Annotated in this window: 15 protein-coding genes and 1 pseudogene; 8 read left to right on the top strand and 8 right to left on the bottom strand. The window is 44.7% G+C overall.

The annotated features are described in order from the left end of the window. Window position 1: 1 nt before the first annotated feature. From H3S94_RS01010 to H3S94_RS01000, 3 genes are all read right to left on the bottom strand, one after another. The gene (locus tag H3S94_RS01010; RefSeq protein WP_246786413.1) at window positions 2-1,492 is read right to left on the bottom strand and encodes a DUF882 domain-containing protein; all 1,491 of its coding nucleotides are present in this window, start codon (window positions 1,490-1,492) and stop codon (window positions 2-4) included. 385 nt (window positions 1,493-1,877) lie between these two features. After that, entirely contained in the window at window positions 1,878-2,069 is a 192-nt protein-coding gene (locus tag H3S94_RS01005; protein WP_198240040.1) for a hypothetical protein, read from the bottom strand. A gap of 480 nt (window positions 2,070-2,549) precedes the next feature. After that, a complete protein-coding gene (locus H3S94_RS01000) occupies window positions 2,550-3,953 on the bottom strand; it encodes a sigma-54 dependent transcriptional regulator (protein WP_077994458.1) in 1,404 nt (467 codons plus the stop codon). A gap of 271 nt (window positions 3,954-4,224) precedes the next feature. Here H3S94_RS01000 and H3S94_RS00995 point away from each other — a divergent pair, with 271 nt between their 5' ends. The 8 genes and pseudogenes from H3S94_RS00995 (at window position 4,225) to H3S94_RS00960 (ending at window position 13,137) form a co-directional block, all read left to right on the top strand. Next, window positions 4,225-4,599, top strand: a complete 375-nt coding sequence (locus H3S94_RS00995; protein ID WP_077991210.1) for a hypothetical protein — start codon at window positions 4,225-4,227, stop codon at window positions 4,597-4,599. Window positions 4,600-4,632: 33 nt separating this feature from the next. After that, entirely contained in the window at window positions 4,633-5,628 is a 996-nt protein-coding gene (gene hemH / locus H3S94_RS00990; protein ID WP_198240039.1) for a ferrochelatase, read from the top strand. Between the two features lie 150 nt (window positions 5,629-5,778). Further along, window positions 5,779-6,699 (top strand): annotated as a pseudogene (locus H3S94_RS00985) (SPFH domain-containing protein); the annotation flags it as partial. 218 nt (window positions 6,700-6,917) lie between these two features. Continuing rightward, on the top strand, window positions 6,918-7,373 hold the full coding sequence (locus H3S94_RS00980) for an NfeD family protein (protein ID WP_198240038.1): 456 nt from the start codon (window positions 6,918-6,920) through the stop codon (window positions 7,371-7,373). Between the two features lie 264 nt (window positions 7,374-7,637). After that, a complete protein-coding gene (locus tag H3S94_RS00975) occupies window positions 7,638-8,927 on the top strand; it encodes an RsmB/NOP family class I SAM-dependent RNA methyltransferase (protein ID WP_198240037.1) in 1,290 nt (429 codons plus the stop codon). Then, complete coding sequence (locus H3S94_RS00970) at window positions 8,927-9,556, top strand: 5'-methylthioadenosine/S-adenosylhomocysteine nucleosidase (protein ID WP_246786385.1); 630 nt, start codon at window positions 8,927-8,929, stop codon at window positions 9,554-9,556. Before H3S94_RS00975 ends, H3S94_RS00970 begins: the two co-directional genes overlap by 1 nt. A gap of 133 nt (window positions 9,557-9,689) precedes the next feature. Beyond that, the gene (gene guaA / locus H3S94_RS00965) at window positions 9,690-11,249 is read left to right on the top strand and encodes a glutamine-hydrolyzing GMP synthase (RefSeq protein ID WP_198230723.1); all 1,560 of its coding nucleotides are present in this window, start codon (window positions 9,690-9,692) and stop codon (window positions 11,247-11,249) included. A gap of 325 nt (window positions 11,250-11,574) precedes the next feature. After that, window positions 11,575-13,137 (top strand): hypothetical protein, encoded by a 1,563-nt coding sequence (locus H3S94_RS00960; protein ID WP_198240036.1) that lies wholly within the window; start codon window positions 11,575-11,577, stop codon window positions 13,135-13,137. A gap of 26 nt (window positions 13,138-13,163) precedes the next feature. Here the strand turns inward: H3S94_RS00960 and yegQ are convergent, their stop codons facing one another. The 5 genes from yegQ to H3S94_RS00935 all read right to left on the bottom strand — a co-directional run bounded on the left by yegQ (window position 13,164) and on the right by H3S94_RS00935 (window position 24,214). After that, entirely contained in the window at window positions 13,164-14,501 is a 1,338-nt protein-coding gene (gene yegQ / locus H3S94_RS00955) for a tRNA 5-hydroxyuridine modification protein YegQ (RefSeq protein WP_198240035.1), read from the bottom strand. A gap of 452 nt (window positions 14,502-14,953) precedes the next feature. Further along, on the bottom strand, window positions 14,954-15,424 hold the full coding sequence (locus tag H3S94_RS00950) for a hypothetical protein (protein ID WP_198240459.1): 471 nt from the start codon (window positions 15,422-15,424) through the stop codon (window positions 14,954-14,956). 220 nt (window positions 15,425-15,644) lie between these two features. Further along, the gene (locus H3S94_RS00945; RefSeq protein WP_198240034.1) at window positions 15,645-21,398 is read right to left on the bottom strand and encodes an autotransporter outer membrane beta-barrel domain-containing protein; all 5,754 of its coding nucleotides are present in this window, start codon (window positions 21,396-21,398) and stop codon (window positions 15,645-15,647) included. Between the two features lie 837 nt (window positions 21,399-22,235). Then, window positions 22,236-23,567 carry an ATP-binding protein gene (locus tag H3S94_RS00940; RefSeq protein WP_077991239.1) on the bottom strand — a complete coding sequence of 444 codons (1,332 nt, stop codon included), beginning with the start codon at window positions 23,565-23,567 and terminating at the stop codon, window positions 22,236-22,238. Further along, the gene (locus tag H3S94_RS00935; RefSeq protein WP_077991240.1) at window positions 23,561-24,214 is read right to left on the bottom strand and encodes a response regulator transcription factor; all 654 of its coding nucleotides are present in this window, start codon (window positions 24,212-24,214) and stop codon (window positions 23,561-23,563) included. Before H3S94_RS00935 ends, H3S94_RS00940 begins: the two co-directional genes overlap by 7 nt.

Here is a 24,214-nt window from a genome sequence, read left to right as displayed (position 1 = left end):
ATCAATAGGTATCGTTGATACGCGCAACTGCATGGAAATCGATCGCGCGGCCTCTCAATTCAGCAACTCTCGATACTTCCTGTTTTTTCTCAAGACCGGAAACAAAGACCACATTGGGAACTTTGCGCAATTCTTCGTCGGGAGCAACAGTATTATTATCATCTTTGACGGCAATCGGTGCTCTGTTTTCAGCGATAATATCCTTCAAGTCGTCCTTGTCAGGCCGATCAACTTTCGGAGCTGTTTTAGGTGTCTCGGCAGCTTTTTCGGTCTTTAACTCTGCAACGGTTGTCTTGTCGGGAGATTGGGCTTCATCCGCATCGGCATAGTCGGCATCTTCTTCGTAGTCGTCATCAGGAACAGCTATGATCTCGTTTGCTTCGATAAGAGCTGTCAGATCATCACCTGGAACGTTATCGGTTGATTTGCCCGATCCTGCGCCATTGTTGGCAATGGTAAGCGCAACCTTGTCGGCTTCATCCTGACGCAAAGGCCTTGCTTCGGGGAGAGGAATATTTGCAACCTTGACTGCGCCTTCTTCCTCGTCGTCACCATCGTCAGGCTTGAATGTCGGAACCGGCACATTGGCATAGGCCATAACAGGTGCACTGCTCGTATTTTCTTCTTCGTCGGGAGCCGGTTTTGAACCATTGGCGCGCAATGGCGAAGATTCAGGAAGTGGTGCATCTTTCTTCGGTAAAGATACAACTGTCGTCTGTGGTTCCTCAACTACAGCCGGAGCCTTGGGTTGTACCCGCGACGGTTGAGAAGGAACCTGCTCATCAGAATTCTTGCGACCGAACAACGAGCTGAAGAAGCCGCGCTTCTGTGTCGAAGTTGTTGCACTGGCATAGACAACCGGTGCACCACGGCGAGCAAGCCATTCGGCTTTTGCCTGATCGTAACCGGCAAGCGGCTTGCCATCACTCGGAATATACATGGTTTTGCCATCGGGGAACAAAGCCATCAATTCGCTGCGGCTCATACGTGGCCAATGGCGGACATTGCCAACATCCATATGCACAAAAGGTGATCCCGAACGCGGATAATAGCCGACACCGCCAACCTGTTGTTTCAGCCCGATAGCCCGCAACTTGGCAAGATTGACATCCGGCAGATAGAAATCCATCGCGTGGCCAAGTGTGTGCTGGCTGTTTTTGGCAACGCCACTATCCGGCGAACGTGAACGTAACATGTTGTTGGTTGCAGGCGAGCGGTAGGCCGATACAACATTGATATATTCGCGCGAACCGCTGTTGCGATAAACCGACCAGATAAGATCGAACAGTCTTGGATCCATATTGGTTGGCTCGTTGCGTCTCCAGTCACGCAAGAATACATTAAGCCTCTTCAAACCGGCTTGATCGTATTTGCCATCGCGTTTGAAAACAATTTCGGCCTTCTCGCCTGTGTGGACATAATAGAGTTTCAAAGACCTTGTTTCAGCCTTTGCTGCCAAAGGCGTCAACAGAAAGGACAAAGTTGTAGCCATTGCCAAAAGGGCCAATGACAAACTACGAAATCTCCAAAATGATTTTCTCAAACCGTCAACCACCATTCGTAAAACCTGTCCTGTTACCCGCGGATGAGACGTTATAACCAAACACCCACGGTCCGGTTTAATCGCCTTCCGACCATCTGAAATCGGCTTTATAGTTAGTAAAGCGTAACCCAGAATGGTTAACAGCAGCTTTATAAGAACCGCAACTTTACGTTGCTTGTCAATTACGACTATACCATGGCAAAAATGCCACATAAGAGAACAAATATTAAAATCTCAGTAACAATTTGTTACAATGGTTAATTTTATCTTTTTGTTGACACATTCCCGCGCAGCATCCTTGCGCCTCTTCTTTCAATATTGGGATGAAAAGGCTTCAAAACAAGGTGGTAATATCGGGAGACGGATTTTCAACACAGCTTGTGTTGCTTTCTTTTACCTTGAGCGGGAAGACTGTCAGTGCGAGTGAGAACATAGCCGATTTGAGCGGGAAGAGCCGGAAGACTGGCAATTCGCGTGCGAACACCGGAAATTCGAGCAAGAACGCCGTTTTGTTAAAATTATCCAATCCTGTTTTCGTGACAAAGCAGGTCTGTTGCAGAAAACAAATGAATTTTCAAAAATTCGGATTTTTCCGTGAAAAGAAATTTCCGACCATTTTTTTAAAATTAAACGATAAACAGGGAATAAAATCGTAAAAATGTTCATCCGGCAAACTTGCGGACATCAATTGCACAAACCGGATTTCTTCATCGGCGCGCAACGTCCGGCGTGAAATGATTTGTATTGCAAGCGTTTTCAGAGACTAAAACGGATTTGGCATTTTGGCAGGGCTTTCCGCAAAAAGCGACAGGCTCTCCGATAAACGGTTTCCGGCTATGTTGGAGTTTCATTCTTCGGGATCAATTGCAGGCAAAAGCCTGATATGCATGTAAGCCGGATATAGTCTCTAATAGAGTATATGGGATAAATAAAAATAAGGTGGCAAACTTGAAATAGTCTGCCACCATTCTTGAAAAATCGGAGGGAAAAGGCTTCAAGAACCCTTTTAACTTGCTTGTCTCAGCATTTCCGATTCTTTCCGGTTTTCGGCATGATACTCGTCAAGCTTTCTATAAAGTGTTGACCGGCCAATACCAAGGCGGCGTGCTGCTTCACTCATCCGCCCGCGATAATGGTTCACCGTGCGTTCGATGATTTCACGTTCGAGTTCGTTATATGTTCTCACCTGACCATTTTCGTCGATCAGATGAACGATATAACGGTCGTTTCTCTCTGGCGTATCAACAGGCACATTGCTTCTGAAATCGGCAACCTGATTTCCCGTCAGTTGTGGAAAATCGCGGATTGTCAGCAGTGGCCCCTGACTGAGCAAGACAGCGCGGAAGAGCACATTTTCCAGTTCGCCGACATTCCCCGGCCAATCATGTTGTAACAAAAGCGACAATGCCGAGCCTGCCACACCATGTACATGTGGCTGACCGCTTTCAACGACAATATGTTCGATAGCGCGCTGGGCAATATCGGCAAAATCGTCACGCCGTTCGCGAAGCGGGGGAATAATTACGTGACATTCTCTCAACAGATCATAGAATTCCTTCAGAAACAGACCGTCTTCGACAAGCCCCTGAAGCCGTGAAGTTGAAATGGTTGTCAAACGGAACTTCGGTTCTCCGCCTTTTTCAGCTTCCTTGCGTTTCTTCAGAAAATCAACCCAGCGTTTCTGCTGATTGATTTCAAGACGATCAATCTCGCAAAGACAAATTGTTCCATGGTCAATCGAGTTGATATGCGGCAGAATCTTTGTTTCCCACTTTTTACCATCCTGTATAGGGTCGGATATGGGAATACACTGGATACGGACAAATTTACCTGTTGCGTAAGGACTCTCGTAGTGGATAACACGGGCAAGTGTCTCTCTGCCGGTTCCCTTTTCACCTTCGATGAGAAGATTTTTAGTCGATAACGCAGCTTGTTTTGCCCGTTCAAAAGGCTCTTTCATTGCTTCGCTATTTGCGTAAAGATCCGAAAACCGCAAGTGATTTTCCTGCTGGCGACGAATATAATGAACCTCGCGCTCATAGGTATTATTGATAGAAAGATTGCCCAGTGTCACACTCAGTCTAAGCGAAGTAATCGGATAGACGAGATAATCGACAGCACCTGCTTTCAGGCTTTTCTGAAGCAGTTCCTCATTTTCTACATCCGACATGACAACAAGCGGTGCGGCAAATCCGGTAACCCTGATTGTTGAAACGAGATCGGTTCCACCAAGGTCACTCATTGTCAGATCGACCAATGCAAATGAGATATTACGGCGCCTGCGCAAAAGATCGAGTGTGCGCAGTCCGTTTTCAGCTTCAATTACACGATAACCGAGGGCACGAAGTATGGAAGAAGTGTTGGCTCGTTTACCATAGTCTTCGGCTGCTACTAGTATAGGACCCATCATTGCTTTCATCATCTCCTTTGTGATGAAGAAAACGCGTTGACAGGAGTTTGGTTGCAAAACATAGGTTTACCTCGTTTGCCCCGCAAGCGTCAGACTACTATCAATCTGGTGATTACATGCAACAGAAAAGAGAATTTTTTCCAAAAAAAAAGCTTTTAGGTTGATTTCCGTCAAAAGCGACATATTGATAGAACCCTAACATGTGAACACAGTTATAGCTATTATCAGCTATTGTATTGTCGCTTGATATCGGTTTTTTGGAGCAAACCAGATGAAACGTATTGCGCCCACTCTTTGTCTGACTGCAATGGCCTTTACCCTTGCAGCTTGTAATCTTTCCCAGAATTATGGCCAGCGCCCTTCGGTGCAAAACATTCCGACAGGAATAGATGGCCAATGGGTTGATAAAAACGGTATTGTCTCATCGTTCAGAAACGGTATCTTCGAGACGCGTTCCTCCGATACAAGGGAAAAGCTTTCAGAAGGAAATTATCGCTTCAGCAATCCGCAACTCGTTGAAATCGAAATGCGTTCTATTGTTCGCGGAACAGTTTCACGCGTCAATTGCGCAATATCGAACAATTCGATGCAGCTCTTGTGCACATCGAGCAATGGTTCACAATTTTCTTTGAGCAGAAAAATTTAGACCTGAAATAGAAAATCCACAGATTGAGATTTAATGGAAAATAAAAAAAGTAAAATCGGCGTTCTCCTGATTAATCTGGGAACGCCGGAAGGTACCGATTCAAAAAATGTTCGCAAATATTTGCGTGAATTTTTGTCTGATCGACGGGTAATAGAATGGCCGCGCATTTTATGGTACCCGATTCTTTATGGAATTGTTCTCAACGTACGCCCGAAAAAATCCGGTGCGCTTTATAAGCGAATCTGGAATTATGAATTGAATGAGTCGCCTTTGCGCACCTATACGCGCGCGCAGGCTGAAAAGCTTGGCCCGCTCCTTGATGAGCCGGATGTCGATGTCTATTGGGCCATGCGCTATGGCAAGCCTTCAATTGACGAGGTGCTTGGCTCTATGATCGAAAAGGGCTGCGAGAAAGTTCTGTTTTTCCCCCTTTACCCTCAATATTCTGCAACAACAACGGCGACAGTACTCGACGCAGTATTCGCAAGCCTTGAAAAACGCCGTTATCAACCGGCTATACGCTCTGTTCCACCTTATAGCGATGATCCGGTTTATATTGATGCGCTCGCCCATTCTGTCGAAACACACTTGAAGGCACTTGATTTTGTTCCGGAAAAAATCATTGCGTCCTATCACGGTATCCCCCAATCTTACGCAAAAAGGGGTGACCCTTATCCGGAAGAGTGTGTGCGCACAACGGAAGCTTTGCGTAAACGGCTTGGAATGGATGAGGACAAACTCGTTATGGCCTTCCAATCACGCTTTGGCCCTGAAGAATGGTTGCAGCCTTATACAGCCGCGACCGTTGAAAAACTTGCGAAAGAAGGTATCAAGTCTATTGCAGTCTTCAATCCGGGTTTTGTCGTTGATTGTCTGGAAACTGTCGATGAAATGGGCCATGAAGCGCAAAAGACATTCAAAGAAAATGGCGGTGTCAATTTTTATCATATTCCCTGCCTGAATGACAGTGAAGACGGAATGAAAGTCATTGCCCATCTTGTAAAAAAAGAGCTTCAAGGCTGGATTTGAAGTGTTTCCCGCGATCAATAGCGATTCCGGTGTAATTCCGGTATAATAAAGCGTGGGAAACTATGCTATCAGGTGTTTTGCTGCTTTTCGCGGGCAAATAAAACTGTAACCATACATGCACTGATCTCGATATTTTCAAGGGAGAAGAATGTGTTCGGTTTTAATATCGCCTTATTGCTGTTGGTTGTGCTGGTTGTTGCAACATTGTTTGCGGGGATCAAGCAGGTTCCGCAGGGCTATCAATATACAGTTGAACGTTTTGGCCGCTATACCAAAACCTTGATGCCGGGACTTAATCTGATTGTTCCATATTTTGACCGCATAGGCGCGCGCGTCAATATGAAGGAGCAGGTGCTTGATATTCCCACGCAAGAAGTCATTACCCGCGATAACGCAACTGTTTCGGTCGACGCAGTGGCGTTTTTCCAAGTGCTGAATGCTGCCCAATCTGCCTATCAGGTATCGGATTTGAATTATGCGGTGTTAAACCTCAATATGACGAATATCCGGACGGTTGTCGGTTCGATGGATCTTGACGAGCTTTTATCCAACCGCAATACGATCAATGAAAAGCTTTTGCATGTGGTCGATGAAGCAGCCCATCCTTGGGGCTTGAAGATGACCCGAATTGAAATTAAAGACATCCAGCCGCCACGTGATCTGGTTGATGCTATGGCACGGCAGATGAAAGCCGAACGAGACAAGCGCGCGCAAGTTCTGGAAGCCGAAGGTGACCGGAACGCCAATATTTTGCGGGCTGAAGGTTTCAAACAGGCACAAATTCTTGAAGCAGAGGGAAAGCGTGAGGCCGCTTATCGGCAGGCAGAAGCGCGTGAACGGCTGGCAGAAGCCGAGGCAAAAGCAACATTGGTTTTGTCCGAAGCCATTGCCAAGGGAAATGTACAGGCAATCAATTATTTTGTTGCGCAAAAATATACCGATGCTCTTGCCTCTATCGGGACAGCCAACAACCAGAAGGTTGTGCTGATGCCAATGGAGGCTTCATCGCTTATCGGTTCGCTCGGTGGCATCGGTGCTATTGCAAAAGAAGTTTTCGGCTCGCCTTCGCAAAAGAAATAAAGTTTCATGCGAGAGCGGAAATTACGTTTCTATCATGGTTGATGAATACGGGTTAAAACAGGTGGTTTTGACCCGTCGGCATATGGTAAATCCTTACGGAGCTTCACCGCTTGTAAAAAATTGAATTTTTAAACAAGCTGCCAAGCTTCATATCGTGCGTATGACTTCATAGAGTAAGCGTTGAAACTTGCTGTTCAGAAGGAACAAGGATGTTTGATTTATTGATGACCTTGGGAGCATGGAACTGGGTTGTATTAGGATTTGTCCTGCTCCTTCTCGAACTCATATTTCCGGGCGTATTTTTTGTCTGGTTCGGTCTCGGTGCTCTGTTAACGGCACTTGTTTCTTTACTTTTTTATCACTTGCCATGGGTTGCATCCTGGGAAGTCGAAGTCATTTTTTTCCTGATATTTTCTATCATCATGGTGTTGATCGGTCGCAATTTTTTTCGCCGCGACCGCGAAACCGACGAACCTTTATTGAACAGGCGAACCGATCAGATCATTGGCAAAAGAGTTGTTCTTGAAGAACCCGTTCGCGATGGCAAAGGGCGCATTCGCGTTGACGATACGATATGGCGTATCAAAGGGCCTGATCTTCCTGAAGGTACGGAAGTCAAAGTGGTTGCCTTTGAGAACGGTGTTTTCACAATTGAAAAGGCCTGAATTCAAGGCCACACCATGATCGCGCAATTCTTCAATTGTGTTTTGTCGGTAAAACCTTGTCAATGCCGGACATTTTTTGATGTGCTTCATTTTCGACCGGTCAAGCTTCACTCTTTTCCGATTCCATAAAGCTTCCGGATTTCGTTTTTCCAAACTTTGATAAATAAAGGTATTAACGTGATCTTTTTTTTCATGAACGGTTTTCCTTTTATATAAATTCGTTTATTCCCTGTGCTGGAATATTAAGCAGGAATTGAAAAAACTATGCGACTGGGTGGGCGCCTTCAGGCGGCAATTGAAGTATTGCAGGATATCAAATCGCGTCGGCGTCCGGCTGCGGAAGCGCTTAAAGATTGGGGGCTTTCGCATAGATTTGCTGGCGCGGGTGACAGGGCTGCAATCGGCAATATTGTTTATGATGCCTTGCGGGAACGTTATTTGCTTGAATGGCGTATGGATAGTGATGATCCGCATGATGCTGCTTTTGGTGCATTGTTGGAAGATGGCGGGCTTTCGCTTGATGAACTTGCTCGTAGTCTCGATGGTGACCGTTTTGCACCGGAACCATTGAGTGAACACAGCCGCAATATGTGGCTCTCCAAAAATATCGACGAAGCGCCCGATTATATTCGCGGAAACCTGCCGCAATGGTGTGTACCTCTATTTCAGGATATTTTCGGCTCCCATTGGCTTGATGAAGCTGTCGCATTGGCAAAACGCCCACCACTTGATTTACGTGTGAACCGCTTGAAGGCAAAACCCGAAAAGATTGTGCGTGAACTTGCCGGAACAGGTGCAAAACCCGTCTCATGGTTCGACAGCGCTTTACGCATTCCACCGATCGAGAAATTGAAGCGGCACCCCAATGTGCAGGCAGAGCCGGCCTTCCAAAAAGGCTATTTTGAAGTGCAGGATCTCGGATCGCAAATTGTGGCAAGACTTGCCGGAGCAAAGGCCGGTATGCAAGTGCTCGATTATTGTGCCGGCGCTGGGGGAAAAACATTGGCTATGGCGGCAGATATGGAAAACCGCGGTCAAATTCACTGTTATGACGCGGAAAAAGCCCGTCTTGCTCCGATTTTTGAACGTCTGCGCCGCTCCGGTGTGCGCAATGTTCAACCGCACGTCAATATAAGTGAACTTGACGCATTAAAAGAGCAAATGGATATTGTCCTGCTTGATGCACCTTGTACAGGTACGGGAACATGGCGCCGCCGTCCGGATGCCAAATGGCGCTTGACAGACGGCCAGCTTGAACGCCGTATTGCTGAACAGAAAACCGTTTTGAATGCAACTTTACCTTATCTCAAAACTGGCGGTCATCTCGTTTATATTACATGTTCGCTACTTTCTTCCGAAAATGACAAACAGATAGCGGCTTTTCTCAAGGAAAATCCGCAATTCAAAGAAATCGACATGAAAAATTTGTGGCAGCAACATTTCGGGAAAGATGCGCCAAGGCCGGTTTTCCTTGAACATGGGCTGGTTTTATCTCCGGCAAGTACAGATACAGACGGCTTTTTTATATCGGTTCTTGAAAAACGTTCAACATAATGACGAGGTCAAGCATGTGGGGTGAAAAATCGGTTCTTTTTCTGATGGCAACCGAACTGGAATATGGCGAGCACCTCAAAAAGCTCATTAAACCGCACATTATCGGCGTGGGGCCGATCGAGGCCGCCATCAATACGACAAAAATTTTAAGTGCTATGAAAAACGAGAACCGCTTGCCCGATCTTGTTGTCTCGCTCGGTTCGAGTGGCTCGCAAAAGCTCAAACAAACAGAAGTTTATCAGGTGTCATCTGTGAGCTGGCGCGATATGGATGCGACGGTACTGGGTGTTGAAAAGGGGGTAACGCCTTTTGTTGATCTGCCCGCGACTGTGAAAATGCCGACATTGATACCCGATTTCCCGTCTGCAAGCCTATCGACCGGCGGCAATGTTGTTTCCGGTGATGGCTATAAAAATATAAAAACCGATATGGTTGATATGGAAACTTATGCAGTGTTGCGAAGCTGCCAGACATTCAATGTTCCTTTGTTCGGATTGCGCGGTATCTCCGATGGTCAAAAGGAGCTGGAACATGCAATGGATTGGCGCCAATATTTGCATATTGTTGATGAAAAACTGGCAAATGCGCTGAAGCTTCTTGATAAGGTACTGGAACAACCGGAAAAATGAAATTCCGGAAAGATGGAATTAAAGCCGGTAGTAAATAATCAGCCAATCATTTTTAGGTGGTTTATCGTTTAAAAACTGTTTTCTCATGTATCACCCGATTGCATTTATCAAAAAGACTCTTTAAAGGCTTTCTATGAGCACGATACATCCTGACACAATTCTGATTATAGATTTCGGTTCGCAAGTAACCCAGCTTATCGCACGCCGCGTGCGTGAAGCCGGTGTCTATTCCGAAATCGTACCGTTCCAGTCTGCCGCAGAAGCTTTCAAGCGTATCAAGCCGAAAGCAGTTATTCTCTCCGGTTCTCCCCATTCGACAGTTGACATAGGCTCGCCCAGAGCACCGCAAGAAATATTCGATGCGGGGATTCCTGTTCTTGGTATCTGTTATGGCGAACAGACAATGTGTGCGCAACTTGGCGGCAAAGTTGAAGCAGGGCATGAACGCGAGTTCGGGCGCGCAGATCTCACCGTTGAAGAAGATAGCGCTCTCTTTCAAGGCGTATGGAAAAAAGGAACCCATCATCAGGTCTGGATGAGCCATGGTGACAGGGTCACCGCTTTGCCGGAAGGCTTCAAGGTTATCGGCACCTCGAAAGGTGCGCCTTTTGCTGCAATTTCGGATGAAAAACGCCACTTTTATGCCGTGCAATTCCATCCGGAAGTTGTTCATACTTTGGATGGCGCCCGTCTTTTGCAGAATTTCGTCCACAATATCGCCGGTATCAAAGGCGACTGGTCTATGAAAACCTATCGCGAACAGGCCATTTCTGCCATTCGCCGGCAGGTGGGGAAGGGGCGCGTTATCTGTGGCCTTTCGGGCGGGGTTGATTCGTCCGTTGCAGCGGTGCTTATTCATGAAGCCATTGGCAATCAGTTGACATGCATTTTTGTCGATCATGGATTGATGCGCAAAAATGAAGCCGAAGAGGTCGTCTCGATGTTTCGCGAGACCTATAATATTCCGCTTGTTCATGTTGACGCATCCGATCTTTTTATCAATGCGCTTGAAGGGGTGAGTGACCCCGAAAAGAAGCGCAAGATTATCGGCCGCCTGTTTATCGAAGTTTTTGAAAAAGAAGCCAAAAAGCTTGGTGGTGCAGAATTTTTAGCACAGGGTACGCTTTATCCGGATGTGATCGAGAGTGTTTCATTCTCGGGTGGTCCTTCGGTTACCATTAAAAGCCACCACAATGTTGGCGGTTTGCCGGAACGCATGAATATGAAACTGGTCGAACCGTTACGCGAACTTTTCAAAGATGAAGTTCGCGCGTTAGGGCGTGAGCTTGGCTTGCCGGAAAAGTTTATCGGCCGTCATCCTTTCCCCGGTCCCGGCCTTGCTATTCGTTGCCCCGGCGGAGTGACGAGAGAGAAACTCGATATTTTGCGTGAGGCGGATGCGGTTTATCTTGATGAAATTCGCAAAGCCGGCCTTTATGATAAAATCTGGCAAGCTTTTGCTGTTCTCCTTCCTGTTCAAACGGTGGGTGTCATGGGCGACGGGCGAACATATGAATATGTTTGCGCACTAAGAGCTGTAACCTCGGTCGACGGAATGACAGCCGACTTTTATCGTTACGACATGGATTTTCTGGCACAAGCTGCAAACCGCATTATTAACGAGGTGCGCGGCATCAATCGCGTCGTCTATGATATTACGTCAAAACCACCGGGAACCATCGAGTGGGAATAAAATAAACCGAATATTCGAGAATATAATATTGTAAATGCCATTGAGGAACAGGTTTCCTCAATGGCATTTTCTTATCCCTCGTTCTGATAACAGTCAAACATCGTTTAATTTTATTATTTTACTATATCTAAGTTTTTAATCCCCTGGACAAATAAGCTAATCATTGCCGGCTAAGGAAATAACTTATTTCTCAGAGCTAATGACGATACAAATATTAAAAAGAAATTTCTGTTTGACCAATTTTCCAAGTAACATTATAAAAATTTCGAAGATTCCCATAATTTAAGATTGTTATTTTTATTCCGATTAAAGGTAAAATTATAAAATGTCTCGTTGGACAGATGAATTTAAAAATTTTCGTGAAAATAAAACTGATGGTTGGGCGCAATTAGAAACTTTAATTCCGGAATTGACAAATGTTTCTAGTGACGATCCATTTGCAAGTAGTTTAATGCGGTTAAAGAAAATTTTTTTTAAGCTAGATAGTATCGTAAAATCACTAGACGGTGATCTTTTGCCATCACAAAGTTATGACACACTTAAAAAGAATACCGTTTCGCTCATTAACATTCTAAACCAATTTAAAACAAATAGAACAGAACAAAATATTAATTATGCTAATGTTTTTATTGATAACATACTTTTATGTCTGATACCTTATGAAAAAATTTCAAAAATCTCTATTATATCTAATATGCAAAATGTAAAAAAATACAACGATCAAGTAACAACAATATTAGACGAAACTCTTTCAAAAAGCGGTGATTTAAAAGTTAAAATGAATACGTTGATAAAAGAAATCAACGAAAAGCAGGTTAAAATAACGGAATTTTTTAATGAGTTATTTACTGACAACGATGAGAGACAGTCGAAAAAGAAGCAAATAGACAAGTTATTGACTGACATAACCACGCAGAAAAACAATATCAACGGTTTTCATGATCTTATTTTTCGTGACGTAGATAATAAAAAATCACTAAAATCAGAACTAGAAGAACTTAAGACAAATTTTAATAATGACCTTTTGTCGTTAAACAAACAAATTGATGAAGAAAAAGCTTTCATCGAAAAAAATAATGAATTCATCAAAACTACCAATTCGGAATTAGGTTCTGAAATAAAAAATATAATTGAAAGCAGTAACGAAACAGTAAGCCATTTATCAGAATTTTATGACCGAATATTTGGTGTTCCGCAAGAAGATGGAATTCGTGCTGGAGGGCTTGAACAGGAAATTGAGATAAACAAGAAAAAATTGATAGATTTACGAACAACGCAAGAATCGGAATTTTCAGATGCACTTAAAAAAAATAAATCCGAATATGAAATTCTGAAGACTAATATTGAAAAATTGTTGCCAGGTGCGACGAGTGCTGGATTGGCTAGCGCGTTTTCGACCGCCAAAGAGGCTTACAAAAGTAAGATATGTTTGTTTACATGGGTGTTTTATGGGGCAGTCGGTGTTCTTTTAGTCCTTGGTTGTGTTTGGCTTTGGAATATAATTAGTGTAAACCCAGAGAATAACCAATCAATACTTGCGACGGCGACAACGGGCCAGCTAATCAATAGTTTAATAGTTAAATTGCCAATTATAATATCTCTAATTTGGCTCGCAACGTTTTCAGCAAAAAGAAGAAATGAGTACACACGTCTTCAAGAAGAATATGAACATAAGTGGGCTTTAACGTCATCCTATTTAGGGTTCAAACAACAAATTGACGAAATGCAAACAGATGATGACACGTTGACTAAATTATTGCTAAAGACAGCAATCGAAACTATTGGGTTCAATCCGTCTGTTACGTTGAGTAGTAAGCATGACGAAAAGGCACCCATTGTGGGGAACATTATCGACCTTTTGAAAAAGAAAGACAAAGAAAACAATTAGAAGTCTATTTTATGCGACCTTAAAGTCTATACATACCGCATCAATAAAGCATAATTCAATTGAACATCTTCAGGGATGGGAATGTAGACAATATGTCCATCACCGGGGGCTACAGTAATGTCTTCGTTCTTTTTATTTTTCAGTGATTTTATTGTAAAATTGATATTGCCATCCGGCGTCATCATTTCCACTTTATCATTCAATTCAAAGCGGTTTTTGACAGCGACTTCTGCAAGCCCGTTCACGCGTTTTCCCGTAAATTCGCCAACAAATTGCTGACGACCAGGCAGCGAGGAGCCGGTTGCATAATTCTGGTATTCTTTATGTTTATGGCGTTGCAAAAAGCCTTCGGTATAACCACGGTGGGCAAGGGATTCCAGAACCACCATCAAATTGTCGTCGAAGGGGCGGCCGGCCAGAGCATCATCAATCGCCTTGCGGTAAACCTGTGCGGTTCGGGCAACATAATAATGCGATTTCGTGCGCCCCTCTATTTTTAACGAATTGACACCGATGTTGATAAGTTTTTCGACATATTGAACGGCGCGAAGGTCTTTTGAATTCATGATATATGTACCATGTTCGTCTTCAAACGCGGTCATTTCGGCTTCCGGCCGATTTGCTTCATGAAGCACAAATACCTTGTCGGTGGTTGGACCTTCGCCAAGATCGGGCTGAATTTCCCCGCTTACTGTCTCTTCAACTTTGACAATTTCGCCCAGTTCATTCTCGACGCCTTCCTCGACACCATATTTCCAGCGGCAGGCATTCGTACATGTTCCCTGATTGGCATCGCGGTGGTTGATATAGCCTGAGAGAAGGCAACGCCCCGAATAAGCCATGCATAATGCACCATGAACAAAGACTTCCAGTTCGATGTCGGGAACATTTTCACGGATTTCTTCAATTTCCTTCAGTGACAATTCCCTTGAGAGAATGACGCGCGTCAATCCCATGCTTTTCCAGAATTTGACGGTTGCCCAATTGACTGCATTCGATTGTACCGAAAGGTGAATATCCACATCGGGGAAATTTTCCCGCACCATCATAATCAATCCCGGATCAGACATGATGAGAGCATCGGGTTTCATGTCGATAACAGGTTTTAATTCGCTCACAAAACTTTTAAGCTTGCTGTTGTGGGGGGCAATGTTGACAACAACATAGAATTTTTTGCCCTCGGAATGGGCTTCGTCAATGCCTATCTTCAAATTTTCTTCATGATTGAATTCATTATTGCGCACCCGCAAGCTGTAACGGGGCTGGCCTGCATAAACCGCATCCGCGCCATAGGCAAAAGCGTAACGCATAGATTTCAATGTGCCCGCAGGACTTAACAATTCGGTTTTATGAAGTTTTGACATTGATTGAAAGAGCCTTGAAAATTGAGCTGTTGTTTAGCAGAACTGGCCTATCCGTTCAACCTTTCAGGAAACATAATTTCAGAAGATCAATCTTCATTGCCACATCCGGTTTTACCGGAATTGAAGGTTGAAGCGGGAATAAACAGCGGGCAGAATTTTAAAAATGTAATTTAAAATAGGCGGTTAAAATTCATCGGTGAAACTGCGCGGTTAAAAAGCATGGGTAAAAATGCATGGGTAAAAATGCAGCGGTGAAACTGCGAAGGAAAAAATGCGCACGCAAAGAAAATATGCACTATAACGATCGAACTTTTTATTCATGCAAAAATTATCAATCTATGCCATAGACGATCAAAGCTTAGGTGGCCAAGTTGGTGGCCACGGCTTAGTTGGCCAAGTTGGTGGCCATGGCTTAGGTGGACAATTTGATCGAAGCGGGATGAAAGTAAACCTCAATCACAAAAATAGGCCCATTGCAAAAGTGCCTGACGCTGGCGCGGGCGACAGAAAAAATCACCGGGGTCACAATTTTTCCTAAGCTGCGCGAGATGGCGGCGCATCTGTTTCCAACGTTTGATCTGCCGCTCGTCTTCACCCTCGATACGGCGGCCCGAATAATAACGGCAATACCATTGGAACCAGCCGCGCGGGTCATCTTCATAAATCCAGCCTTTAGCCTTCCAATAGACAAGCGGTTTTCCGGCCAATACACCATAATAATTCAAGTCCGCCCGTTTGCCTTCCGGTGATAATTTTGCGTTTTGAAACCAGTTTGAAGGAAATTCGTTTCTGCAATCGGTCATATATTTTCCGCCGAAAACCCCCATTTCCAACATTTGCTTGGGGGTTAACTGCGGTTCAAAATCGGCTGAAAAGTTTTTTCCCTCTTCACACACGCGTTCATAGCGATAGCCATGCTGCATTTTATCGTTAACGTTTACCCACAAAGACACTGAATTTGTTCCTTTTCTTCAAAGAATAAACGAATAGTTATATCGGAAGATAAAAAGTCCAGTGTTTGGATAAGAAAAGAATGAACGCGGTCATTGCATTCAGGCTAATTGAGGTTTTCGGTTTTTCAACCGGAACGGGCTTGAGGGATTATTCCCCATCGCATGGATGAAGAACAATCCCTCCTCAAACTCAGAATTTAATTCTCAAACCTGCTGTGCCGCCAAAGCTGTAATTATCGCTGATATTTTTGAAAGCACCGCGTATATTTGCTTCACCATAGAGTGACCAATTATCGTTATTCCAATTATAACTGCCACCCAATCCAAGTCCGGCTTGAAAATCTTCATTTTCATTCCGGAAAGAAGTGCCGGAAACATTTACTTTCGTTCCATCAAGAAACTCGTAGTAAAGATTGCCTATGCCATATAGAAGTGTGCGACGCCGGTCTCCGCTATCGGATATCCACGCATTATCTCTGCTAAAAGCGAGGCCGACACGGCCTTCCAGACTGTCACCGTCTCTCAGAGATACTTTTGTATTCAAGCCATCGCGAAAACTGTCAAAATCTATCGACGAATAAGAAAGTTGGATTTGCGGCGTTATATCCCATGTTTCTGTCAACTTTAACCGATGACCGGCCTCTGCCGAAAGAGCGTAGCCGAAGCCTTTTTCGTTTTTGGTGTCCGAACGGGTATAATTCTTGGAATTGAAATCGGTTTCATACCAGGTGGCTTGTGATTGTAAATCGACATAGCTGCCATTGAAGCCATACCATGTAGCAGCACCCCCTATGCCATATCCGGTTGCCTCGACTTTGCCATGCCCGTCATCGGAACGGACAGACGCTTCCGCACGACCGAAATGACCGCTCAAAGATCCAATCAGGATTCCGTTGGCATTTTCGACGAGTGCACCATCAATCCCGCTTTGCATGCGCCAGAGATCAAGACCGTAATTTTCATCGGTCAGCGAGCGTGAGGGAGTTACTTTGCTTCTGCTTCCTTCCATGCGGCCCCAAAAGCCGCTGTGTTCAATAAGCGTCGAGGCTTGATCGGCGAGATGAACAGCATTTTCCGAATTATCGGTTCCATCCGTCCAAAAGCGGTTACCAATTCGTTGCTGCAACGTAGACAAACGATTGAGACTCGATAGCACTTGTGGATATGCTTCATAAAGCGGGACTGACGGGCCGTAATAAGGTTTCGCCGGTGTGGGTGGATGTTCCGGTCGGTCTGTACCACCTTGATTGCTTTCCCCGCCATGCGAGCTGTCACCGGAATTATTGTTTCCGCCGTCGCCGTTACCATTGTTATCGCCGGTATCGTTGTGATCGTCGTCGGAATTATTTGAATTATCTTGTCCGCTTCTAAGATACCAATCGTATGCGTATTCGGCATCGTTATAGGCGTCGCGATCGCGCGCTTTCTTTAGCGGACCACGGGCAAGTATATAGGCATAGGCAGTATCGGATCCGGCAACAGCCATCACACCGTCGTTGCGCCGGTAGCCACGTCCCCAGCCACTACCAATAACAAAGCTGTCTTCCGCAGTTGTTGCGCCATTTATTGCATCAACGACTTTTATTCCTTCATATTTTGTGATTTCACTTTTCGTGTTATCGAAGAAGAGATCGTCGATCAAAAGGGTCGTCGTACCGGAAACAGTCCCTCCATCAATAATAACCATATCGGATGGAGCTCCATCATCTCCAAGACTGCTATTGAGCCGGATAGAGCCATTATCACTATGGTAATTGCCTTTGATGACCAGTTTGTCGGTGATGCCGTCGCCGGTTTTGTTCCCCATATCAATGAGACCGTTATTTGTCAGTGTCAAAGTTCCGGCTTTTCGAGTGTCATCTGCCTCGCTATAGAGCGTTGGCGCTCCGCCCGCACCGCGATACTTGGTGTGGTCAACAATCAATGTACTTTGCTTGCCGATTTCAAAATCAAGATCGCCATTTGTAAAAACATTATCTGTCAAAGTTAAGCGGGCGCCGTCGGTAAGAGAAATTTTATTCCAATCCGTGCCAAAATTTACGCCTTTGGTTAAGTCATCCTGATTGAATGAACCACCGGCTATGGTTGTGTTTTGGAGTGTCAGTTGCTTGTTATTGCCTTGACCGGCCAATGCATGGCCGAACTTGCTTGTGTCGACAAGGCCGGAAATTGTTGCATTATCATTGTCTCCTTCTCCCATATCGAAGCCGCCTTCCCAACGTCCACCCGACCAGGTGAGGCTATCCGAACCTTTGCCGGCTTTAAGAAGTCCACGTATGTTTGAAGTGCTGTTTGTAAAAATGAAGGTGTCGCCAAGGACACTTCCCCGTACGGCAACAGAAGTGGCTGATTGGGCAGTCAATTGCCCCGTATTGATGAATGTCGTTCCGGAAGAAGCGTCGGTCGGCCTATTTGCGAGGTCTACCAAAAGACCTTTGTCACTCTTCGAGTCAAGGATGCCGTCATTTTGGACTTTGGAAGCTGTACCGGCAAGCCAGGCAGTGCCGGTAGCCCCTTCTTTTAACCAAACAGTTGACTGGTTGATGACTTCGCCGCTGGTATTGGTACGCAAACCAATCGCCTGATCCGATACATTTATTGTATAAGCCGGTCCGATTATGGCGTTCGACTGAAGAACCGGATCGGATAGGCTTGCATTTCTTAAATCATAGCCGACACCGTCGGCACCAACATTGATTGTGACGTTAGACTTTTGCAACACATTATTCTCATCCAGATAATGCGTAACAAGACCGACGGCTGTACGAATACCGGAACCGCTGCCCTCAACATTGATTATTGCTTGTTTAAAAGCGATTTCGGCAGCGAATTCAGGGTCATTTGAAACGATGTTATTTTCTACACCATTACCCTTTCCGCCAGCTGCAACAGTTATTTCATCAACGCCGAGAACAATTCCTTTTGCATCCGAATTCAGCAAAACGCCATGGGCGCTACCCGAAACTCTAATCTTGCCCTGACTTCCGGTCGCATTTAAAAAAGCATTCTTTTCCAGATAAATGCCGGCTTTTCCGTCATTTACTGTTATAGTGCTGGCATTTGCGACATTTGCGCGCGTATCGGTGCCTATGAGGCCCTCTATATGCAGTCCGACACCGTTCGAGACAGTAATATCACCATGATTTTCCAACCGCCCACCCTCAATGACATGGATGCCGGTGGCATTGTTAGTGTTTGTCATGGTGATAACGCCGTGATTGACAAGAAGACCACTATTGCGCGCAATGAATCCTGTTACATTTTGTGAATCGGTGTTGATTTTGGCGTAATTAACCAACTTGGTGTTCAGGTCTACTTCTTCGGTATAGGTCGTATCAATCCGGTGATAACGACCATCAACAATACCACCGATTGCACCATCTCCCGTGAGATAAATCTGGCGTTCTTTATTATCCTTATCGCTAATTTCTCCGTAAGCTCCGCCATTGATTAATACAGCAGCCGCACCTTTTCCGCTAACTGTGAGCTTTGCGTCCTTGGTAATTATTCGACTTGCAGTTCCGGAAGCGCTTCCTGCCCCCTCCAGAATGACGCTATTGTCACCGGAAGCTGTTAACTCTTCTCCTTGCCCCAAAAAGCTTGCTCCCCCGTCAATGCGGAAAAGATTTGAAGCAACCGTCGTCACATTCATCTTTTTTGTGCTGTTTACAATTTGACTTTGCGCACCGTAAACATAAAACCCGATCTGCTGTTTGCCGTTTACAAATTTCGGATTGGCTTTGCTCGTGACTTCTGCATAGCCACCATCCTTGACATAAACGCCGACCGCGCCGTCGCCTTCCAGTTCTATCGTTCCATCAATTATGGCACGAGCATAATGTGTGTCGTCGGGGCGGCCCTCCACCCAGACGCCGTAATTTCGTATCAATGGACCGTCCTGTTTCGGGCTGGAAATTTTGATGACACTGTTTTCGGTAAGCTTGACCAGAGCATCATTGGTATCAGTATCGGATTTTGCCAGAACATAGACGCCAACACCGTTATATCCATTAAGTTCGATAGTGCCGTTATTGCTAACTTCGTTATATATGCCATTATTAATCGCTCTAATACCGAAGTTACGGGCGCTATTTAAATTTGAATCGTTCTTGACAGCACCATTGATGATGATGCTTCCGTTATTTATCAGCTTGAAATTGGTAGATTTATCGGTAGAAGCAATTGGAACATCGGCAGCCATAGCTACAGCATTTTGCATTTTTGAACCGATGATGATCGAACCATTATTTATAGCTTCAGCATTGCCGGATGCCATGATGCCGTAAAATTGGGCATTATTACTATTGCTTGTATCATCCGTCTCTTCCGGCTTTTTTGTATTATATTGTGCAGCCCGTCCGATATAAATAACGCCGGCTTCGCCATTTGTAAATTTGGAAAGATAGCCCTCGATGGCGACGCCGACATAGCGACCGTTCAAGGGATTATTGTTGACGCCGATGTTTATAATACCATCGTTTGTTCCAGTGCCGACGCCATGCAGATAAAACCCGTTGCTATAAGCAAAGGTGGTTTCTGCTACGCGATTGCCTGCTACATTAATGATACCTTTATTCTCGATAGTTCCACCATAAAACGCTTCGACAGCCGTTCCGAAAGTATATTCCTGACTGTCTTTTGTGGTGTCATGTATACGGGATTCTCTGAACCCCGAATTGACCACACCGTTATTGGTACCAACAGTGTGGCCGTCATCTCCGTCTTGACCGAGAATAATTGTGGAATTTCGTCGTGACGAGACAATGGCACCGGACTCGACCTCGACAATGCCCCCGCGTTCTGCGACGAGTGTACCTGCCATTTTTCCTTGGTCGAACTCGGTATCGATCTGGCCGCCCGATTTGACAACTATCTTACCACCATTGCTGGCATACATTGCGCGCGTATCACCCGTAGGCGTAAATATTTCATCATCTTTAGGATAATCGCTTCCCGGACCTTTTATGTTTTTTGCGATATATTTCGGTATCGCTTTGCTAAAAGCATCAGTATAAGCCTGTTGGGTTTTAAAATCGGGATAATCCTTGTTTTGAAGTGCATCTATCAGTTCGTTGTTGTAAGCTTTCAGATCATCGATAGAATTAATGGTTCGCGCGTCACCCTTGTAATCGGTAAAATTGTGCGGAAATTCAGGGACATTGATCCTGTTGATAACGTCATTGTCCTCGAGGTAATAAGCTCGTGATTCAAACGAGTTCTTTGAATGCCATTCTACGACACTGCCTTTACCGTCTGCCCATGTCAAATTCGAGTTTTTCAAAGAAAGATATACAGTTCGGGAGTCACCGTACTTGTTGTTTCCCTTGAAATCATCAAATTTTACATCAATGTGACCGCCGTTTTCAGCTTTTCCAAATCCTGAATTTACATATTGCTGGTCGTTGACCGCTTCCGACACCAGAACTTTTTCTTTTCCCCAATCAGAAACTTTGAAAGAATCATTGTCATATACATTGACCGTAGAAGATTGACCGGCGCTATCGGTCACACGAACAGCTTTCGTTTCACCTAAATCGAATTTGGTCAGCCCGTTAGCGTCCGGATCGTATTTTCCCAGCTCTTCGAGATTACTAATACCGGATTTTCCGATATTGATATCCGAAAGATCACCATTGATTGTTAGCGTTTCACCTGATCCGGAAGCAAGAGCTGCCCCCCAATAATCGTCGCTATATTCCGGATTGAAGTTTTCTTTCGATACCGTACAGCTATTGTTTGTTGCAATCGTACCTGAAGACGAGCTGCCTTGCGTATTACAATAATTTTCAGCATAGACATTGCTTATCAAACTTCCTGCGAAGATGGCAGAAGAAGCAGCAAGCGTGGATAGTTTGCGTCTTAATCCCGATTTTGTGGAAAGAAAAATTCGACATCCTAGACCTTGATCGCAAAATTTTTTGTACGGTCTGGTAAACTTCGACATTATCGTCGGCTCCCTCAAATCTTGTGATTTTGCGTTCAAAATCATGGAATTATGGATTGGTCTTTGCGGTAAAACAAAAACCATCTCCTTTTTATTCTATTTTTACTCGATGATTATGACATAAAACAGTAATACCTGCTATATATAAATTTTCCTGTTAGACAACCTGTGGTTTAAAATAGAAACAAAGCGCGAATTGATATAAATCCTATGACATATTACTTGAAAAACATCAATAGGCATACAAATTGGTGTGTAACATCACTTTACTACCCAGTAGAACCTGTTGGTCAAATTGGTTTATTGTTGTACAAAATTATACAATTATAAGTTTAAATTTCGATTTTACAGAGTTGAAAATATGGAATTGAAAACGCGCTGCTCCTTTGAACTTGAAAGATGAAATTGTCTGGTGACAATTTTATTGTGATTGAACCGGGCGCCGCGTTTATCAGACTTTTCAGACGAAAGAAAAATCGACACGTTATAAGATACCGGCTTCAGTTTTCCGAACCTGCAAAGAGCGACAAGAAGGGGAGTGTAAAAGGGGCTAAGGAGGATAAGACGGGGGGCAGGAGAATAAGAGGGGGAAACGAAAACCTATTGATAAGAATTACGAGAAAAATCAGGATATATTACGAAAGAAATTGCTGAAAGAATTATTCATACATCGTATGATTTTTTCACAGGAACGAATAAGAATAGAACACTTTACAGCGGCGTATTCCAACGGCTCTCAATTTGAAATAATCTCTTGGCTGTCATTTTTCGATTTTATCTTCGGGGAAAGATTCCCGCCAGATATTGTTAGGCGGCAGCGGGAATTATAGCTATCAGTCACAGCTTGATTGTCACTTCAAAGCCTTGAGTGCTTCCCGAACGGGGAGATGAATAGTTGATTTCTATGGGCATCGTCTTTGTCAAAGCCTCGACTATGGATAGTCCCAGTCCCGATCCTTCCCTATGGTTGTCTCCGCGATAAAAACGTTGGCTCAGAAATTTTATTTTTGACGGGGGAACTACCGGGCAATCATTGGCTATAATGATTTTGTCCTGATTGATCGAAATATCCACCATTGAGCCTTCCAAACTATAGTTCAGTGCATTTTCTACGAGGTTGCGTATGATGACGCCGAATGCGTCACCATTAAGATGTTTTTCGAGAGCTGTTACAAAATAGGTGGTAACAATACGGCCTTTTGTCATATTGGCGCGATTGAAATCCTCGATAACAGCCTCGATAAACGGAATAAGATCAACAGGTTTTTCACTTGTACCGAGTTGGGCATCCGCGCGGGCAAGTTGCAGAAGTTTTTCACTCAATCGGCGTAGACGCTGCAAAGCATTTTCAACTTCTTTGGCTCGCGGGTGATAACGTTGGGGGGTTTCTTCAATAAAAACCTGCGTGTGTGCCAATGCCGCGGCAATAGGCGTTCTTATTTCATGCGCACTATTGGACGTGAAAGATCGCTCCGCTTCCAGTGCGGCCTTGAGCTTTGCCAGCAGGCTGTTGACGGAACCGATGATCGGCTGGAATTCGTCCGGCATAGATTGCGATTGAATGGCTTGCATATTGCCGGTGTCTTTCTTGGCAATTGTTTCGCTCAATTTTTTAATAGGGCGCAATTGGTTACGAACAATAAAACCGATCGCAAGCATACTGAGCGGAATAATAAGCACTGCGGGAATGAGCATTGCCGTCATAGCCTCGCGTGCGGCTTCACGCCGCTCTGAAAGCCTGTCGGCAACTTGTATGAGATAATCGCCATCCTGACTGACAAGCGAGTAAACACGCCATTTTCTGGTTTTGAAAAAACCTGTTTTCAATGGAACGCCATACGGGTTGGAAGGCGCATCTTCCGAGCGCATGACCATTTTCCCGTTACGGTCCAGAACCTGATAGGTTGTATATTCTGCCGGTGTAGAGTGGTTATCCGTTCTAACCAGAAGATCGGAATCATTGTCATTGTCGCGAACATCTTCGAGAGCAAGCGGCAGCAGCCGTTCAGCAGTGACCTGTAGCGTGCCATCGAAGGATTCACCATATTCCTCATACATGACGAATGCAGCCATGAGACAGGCGATAACCCAAAAAACCAGATTGGCACAAGTAGCCGAAACAATAACACGACGTGTGAGGCTATTTCCCTGATGCCTGAAGCTCAACATAAGCTATACCCGCGACCATGATGGGTTTTGATGCGATCTTTACCTATTTTTTTACGTAAACGGCTAATATAAACTTCAACGGTATTGCTTTCAACTTCCGAACCGAATGCATAGATTGTGTCTTCAATCTGCGATTTGGTAATCAGCATATTGGGATGGGATGCCATATGTTCGATAATGGCCCATTCACGCGAACTCAATTCAACTTCTTTATCATCAATGAACAGCCGTTTATTTTCCATGTCCAAAGTCATGGAACCGATTTTTATTTCCGATTTTGCAAGACCGTTTGTCCTTCGTGCGACGGCAGCTATTCTGGCCGTTAATTCATAAAGGTCGAAAGGTTTGACGATATAATCGTCAGCACCGCTATTCAAACCTTCAATTCTTTCGCTAATCTGGTCATGGGCCGTGAGTATCACGACCGGTGAAGGCAGATTTTTTGAACGGATATTTTTAAGAAAATCCAGACCACTTCCGTCAGGAAGCCGCAAATCCAGCAATATAAAGTCATAGTGGGTGGTCGAAACAGCAGCATAAGCATCTTCGAGGGTTTCAGCCCAATCAACAGCGTTATTCTGGTTAATCAGATGGTCGCGCACAGCACGACCAAGCGATTTATCGTCTTCAATCAGCAATACACGCAT

Source organism: Bartonella sp. B10834G3, from assembly GCF_016102505.1.
Taxonomy (GTDB): Bacteria; Pseudomonadota; Alphaproteobacteria; order Rhizobiales; family Rhizobiaceae; genus Bartonella; species Bartonella choladocola.
This window is presented reverse-complemented; position numbering and strand designations above follow the sequence as displayed.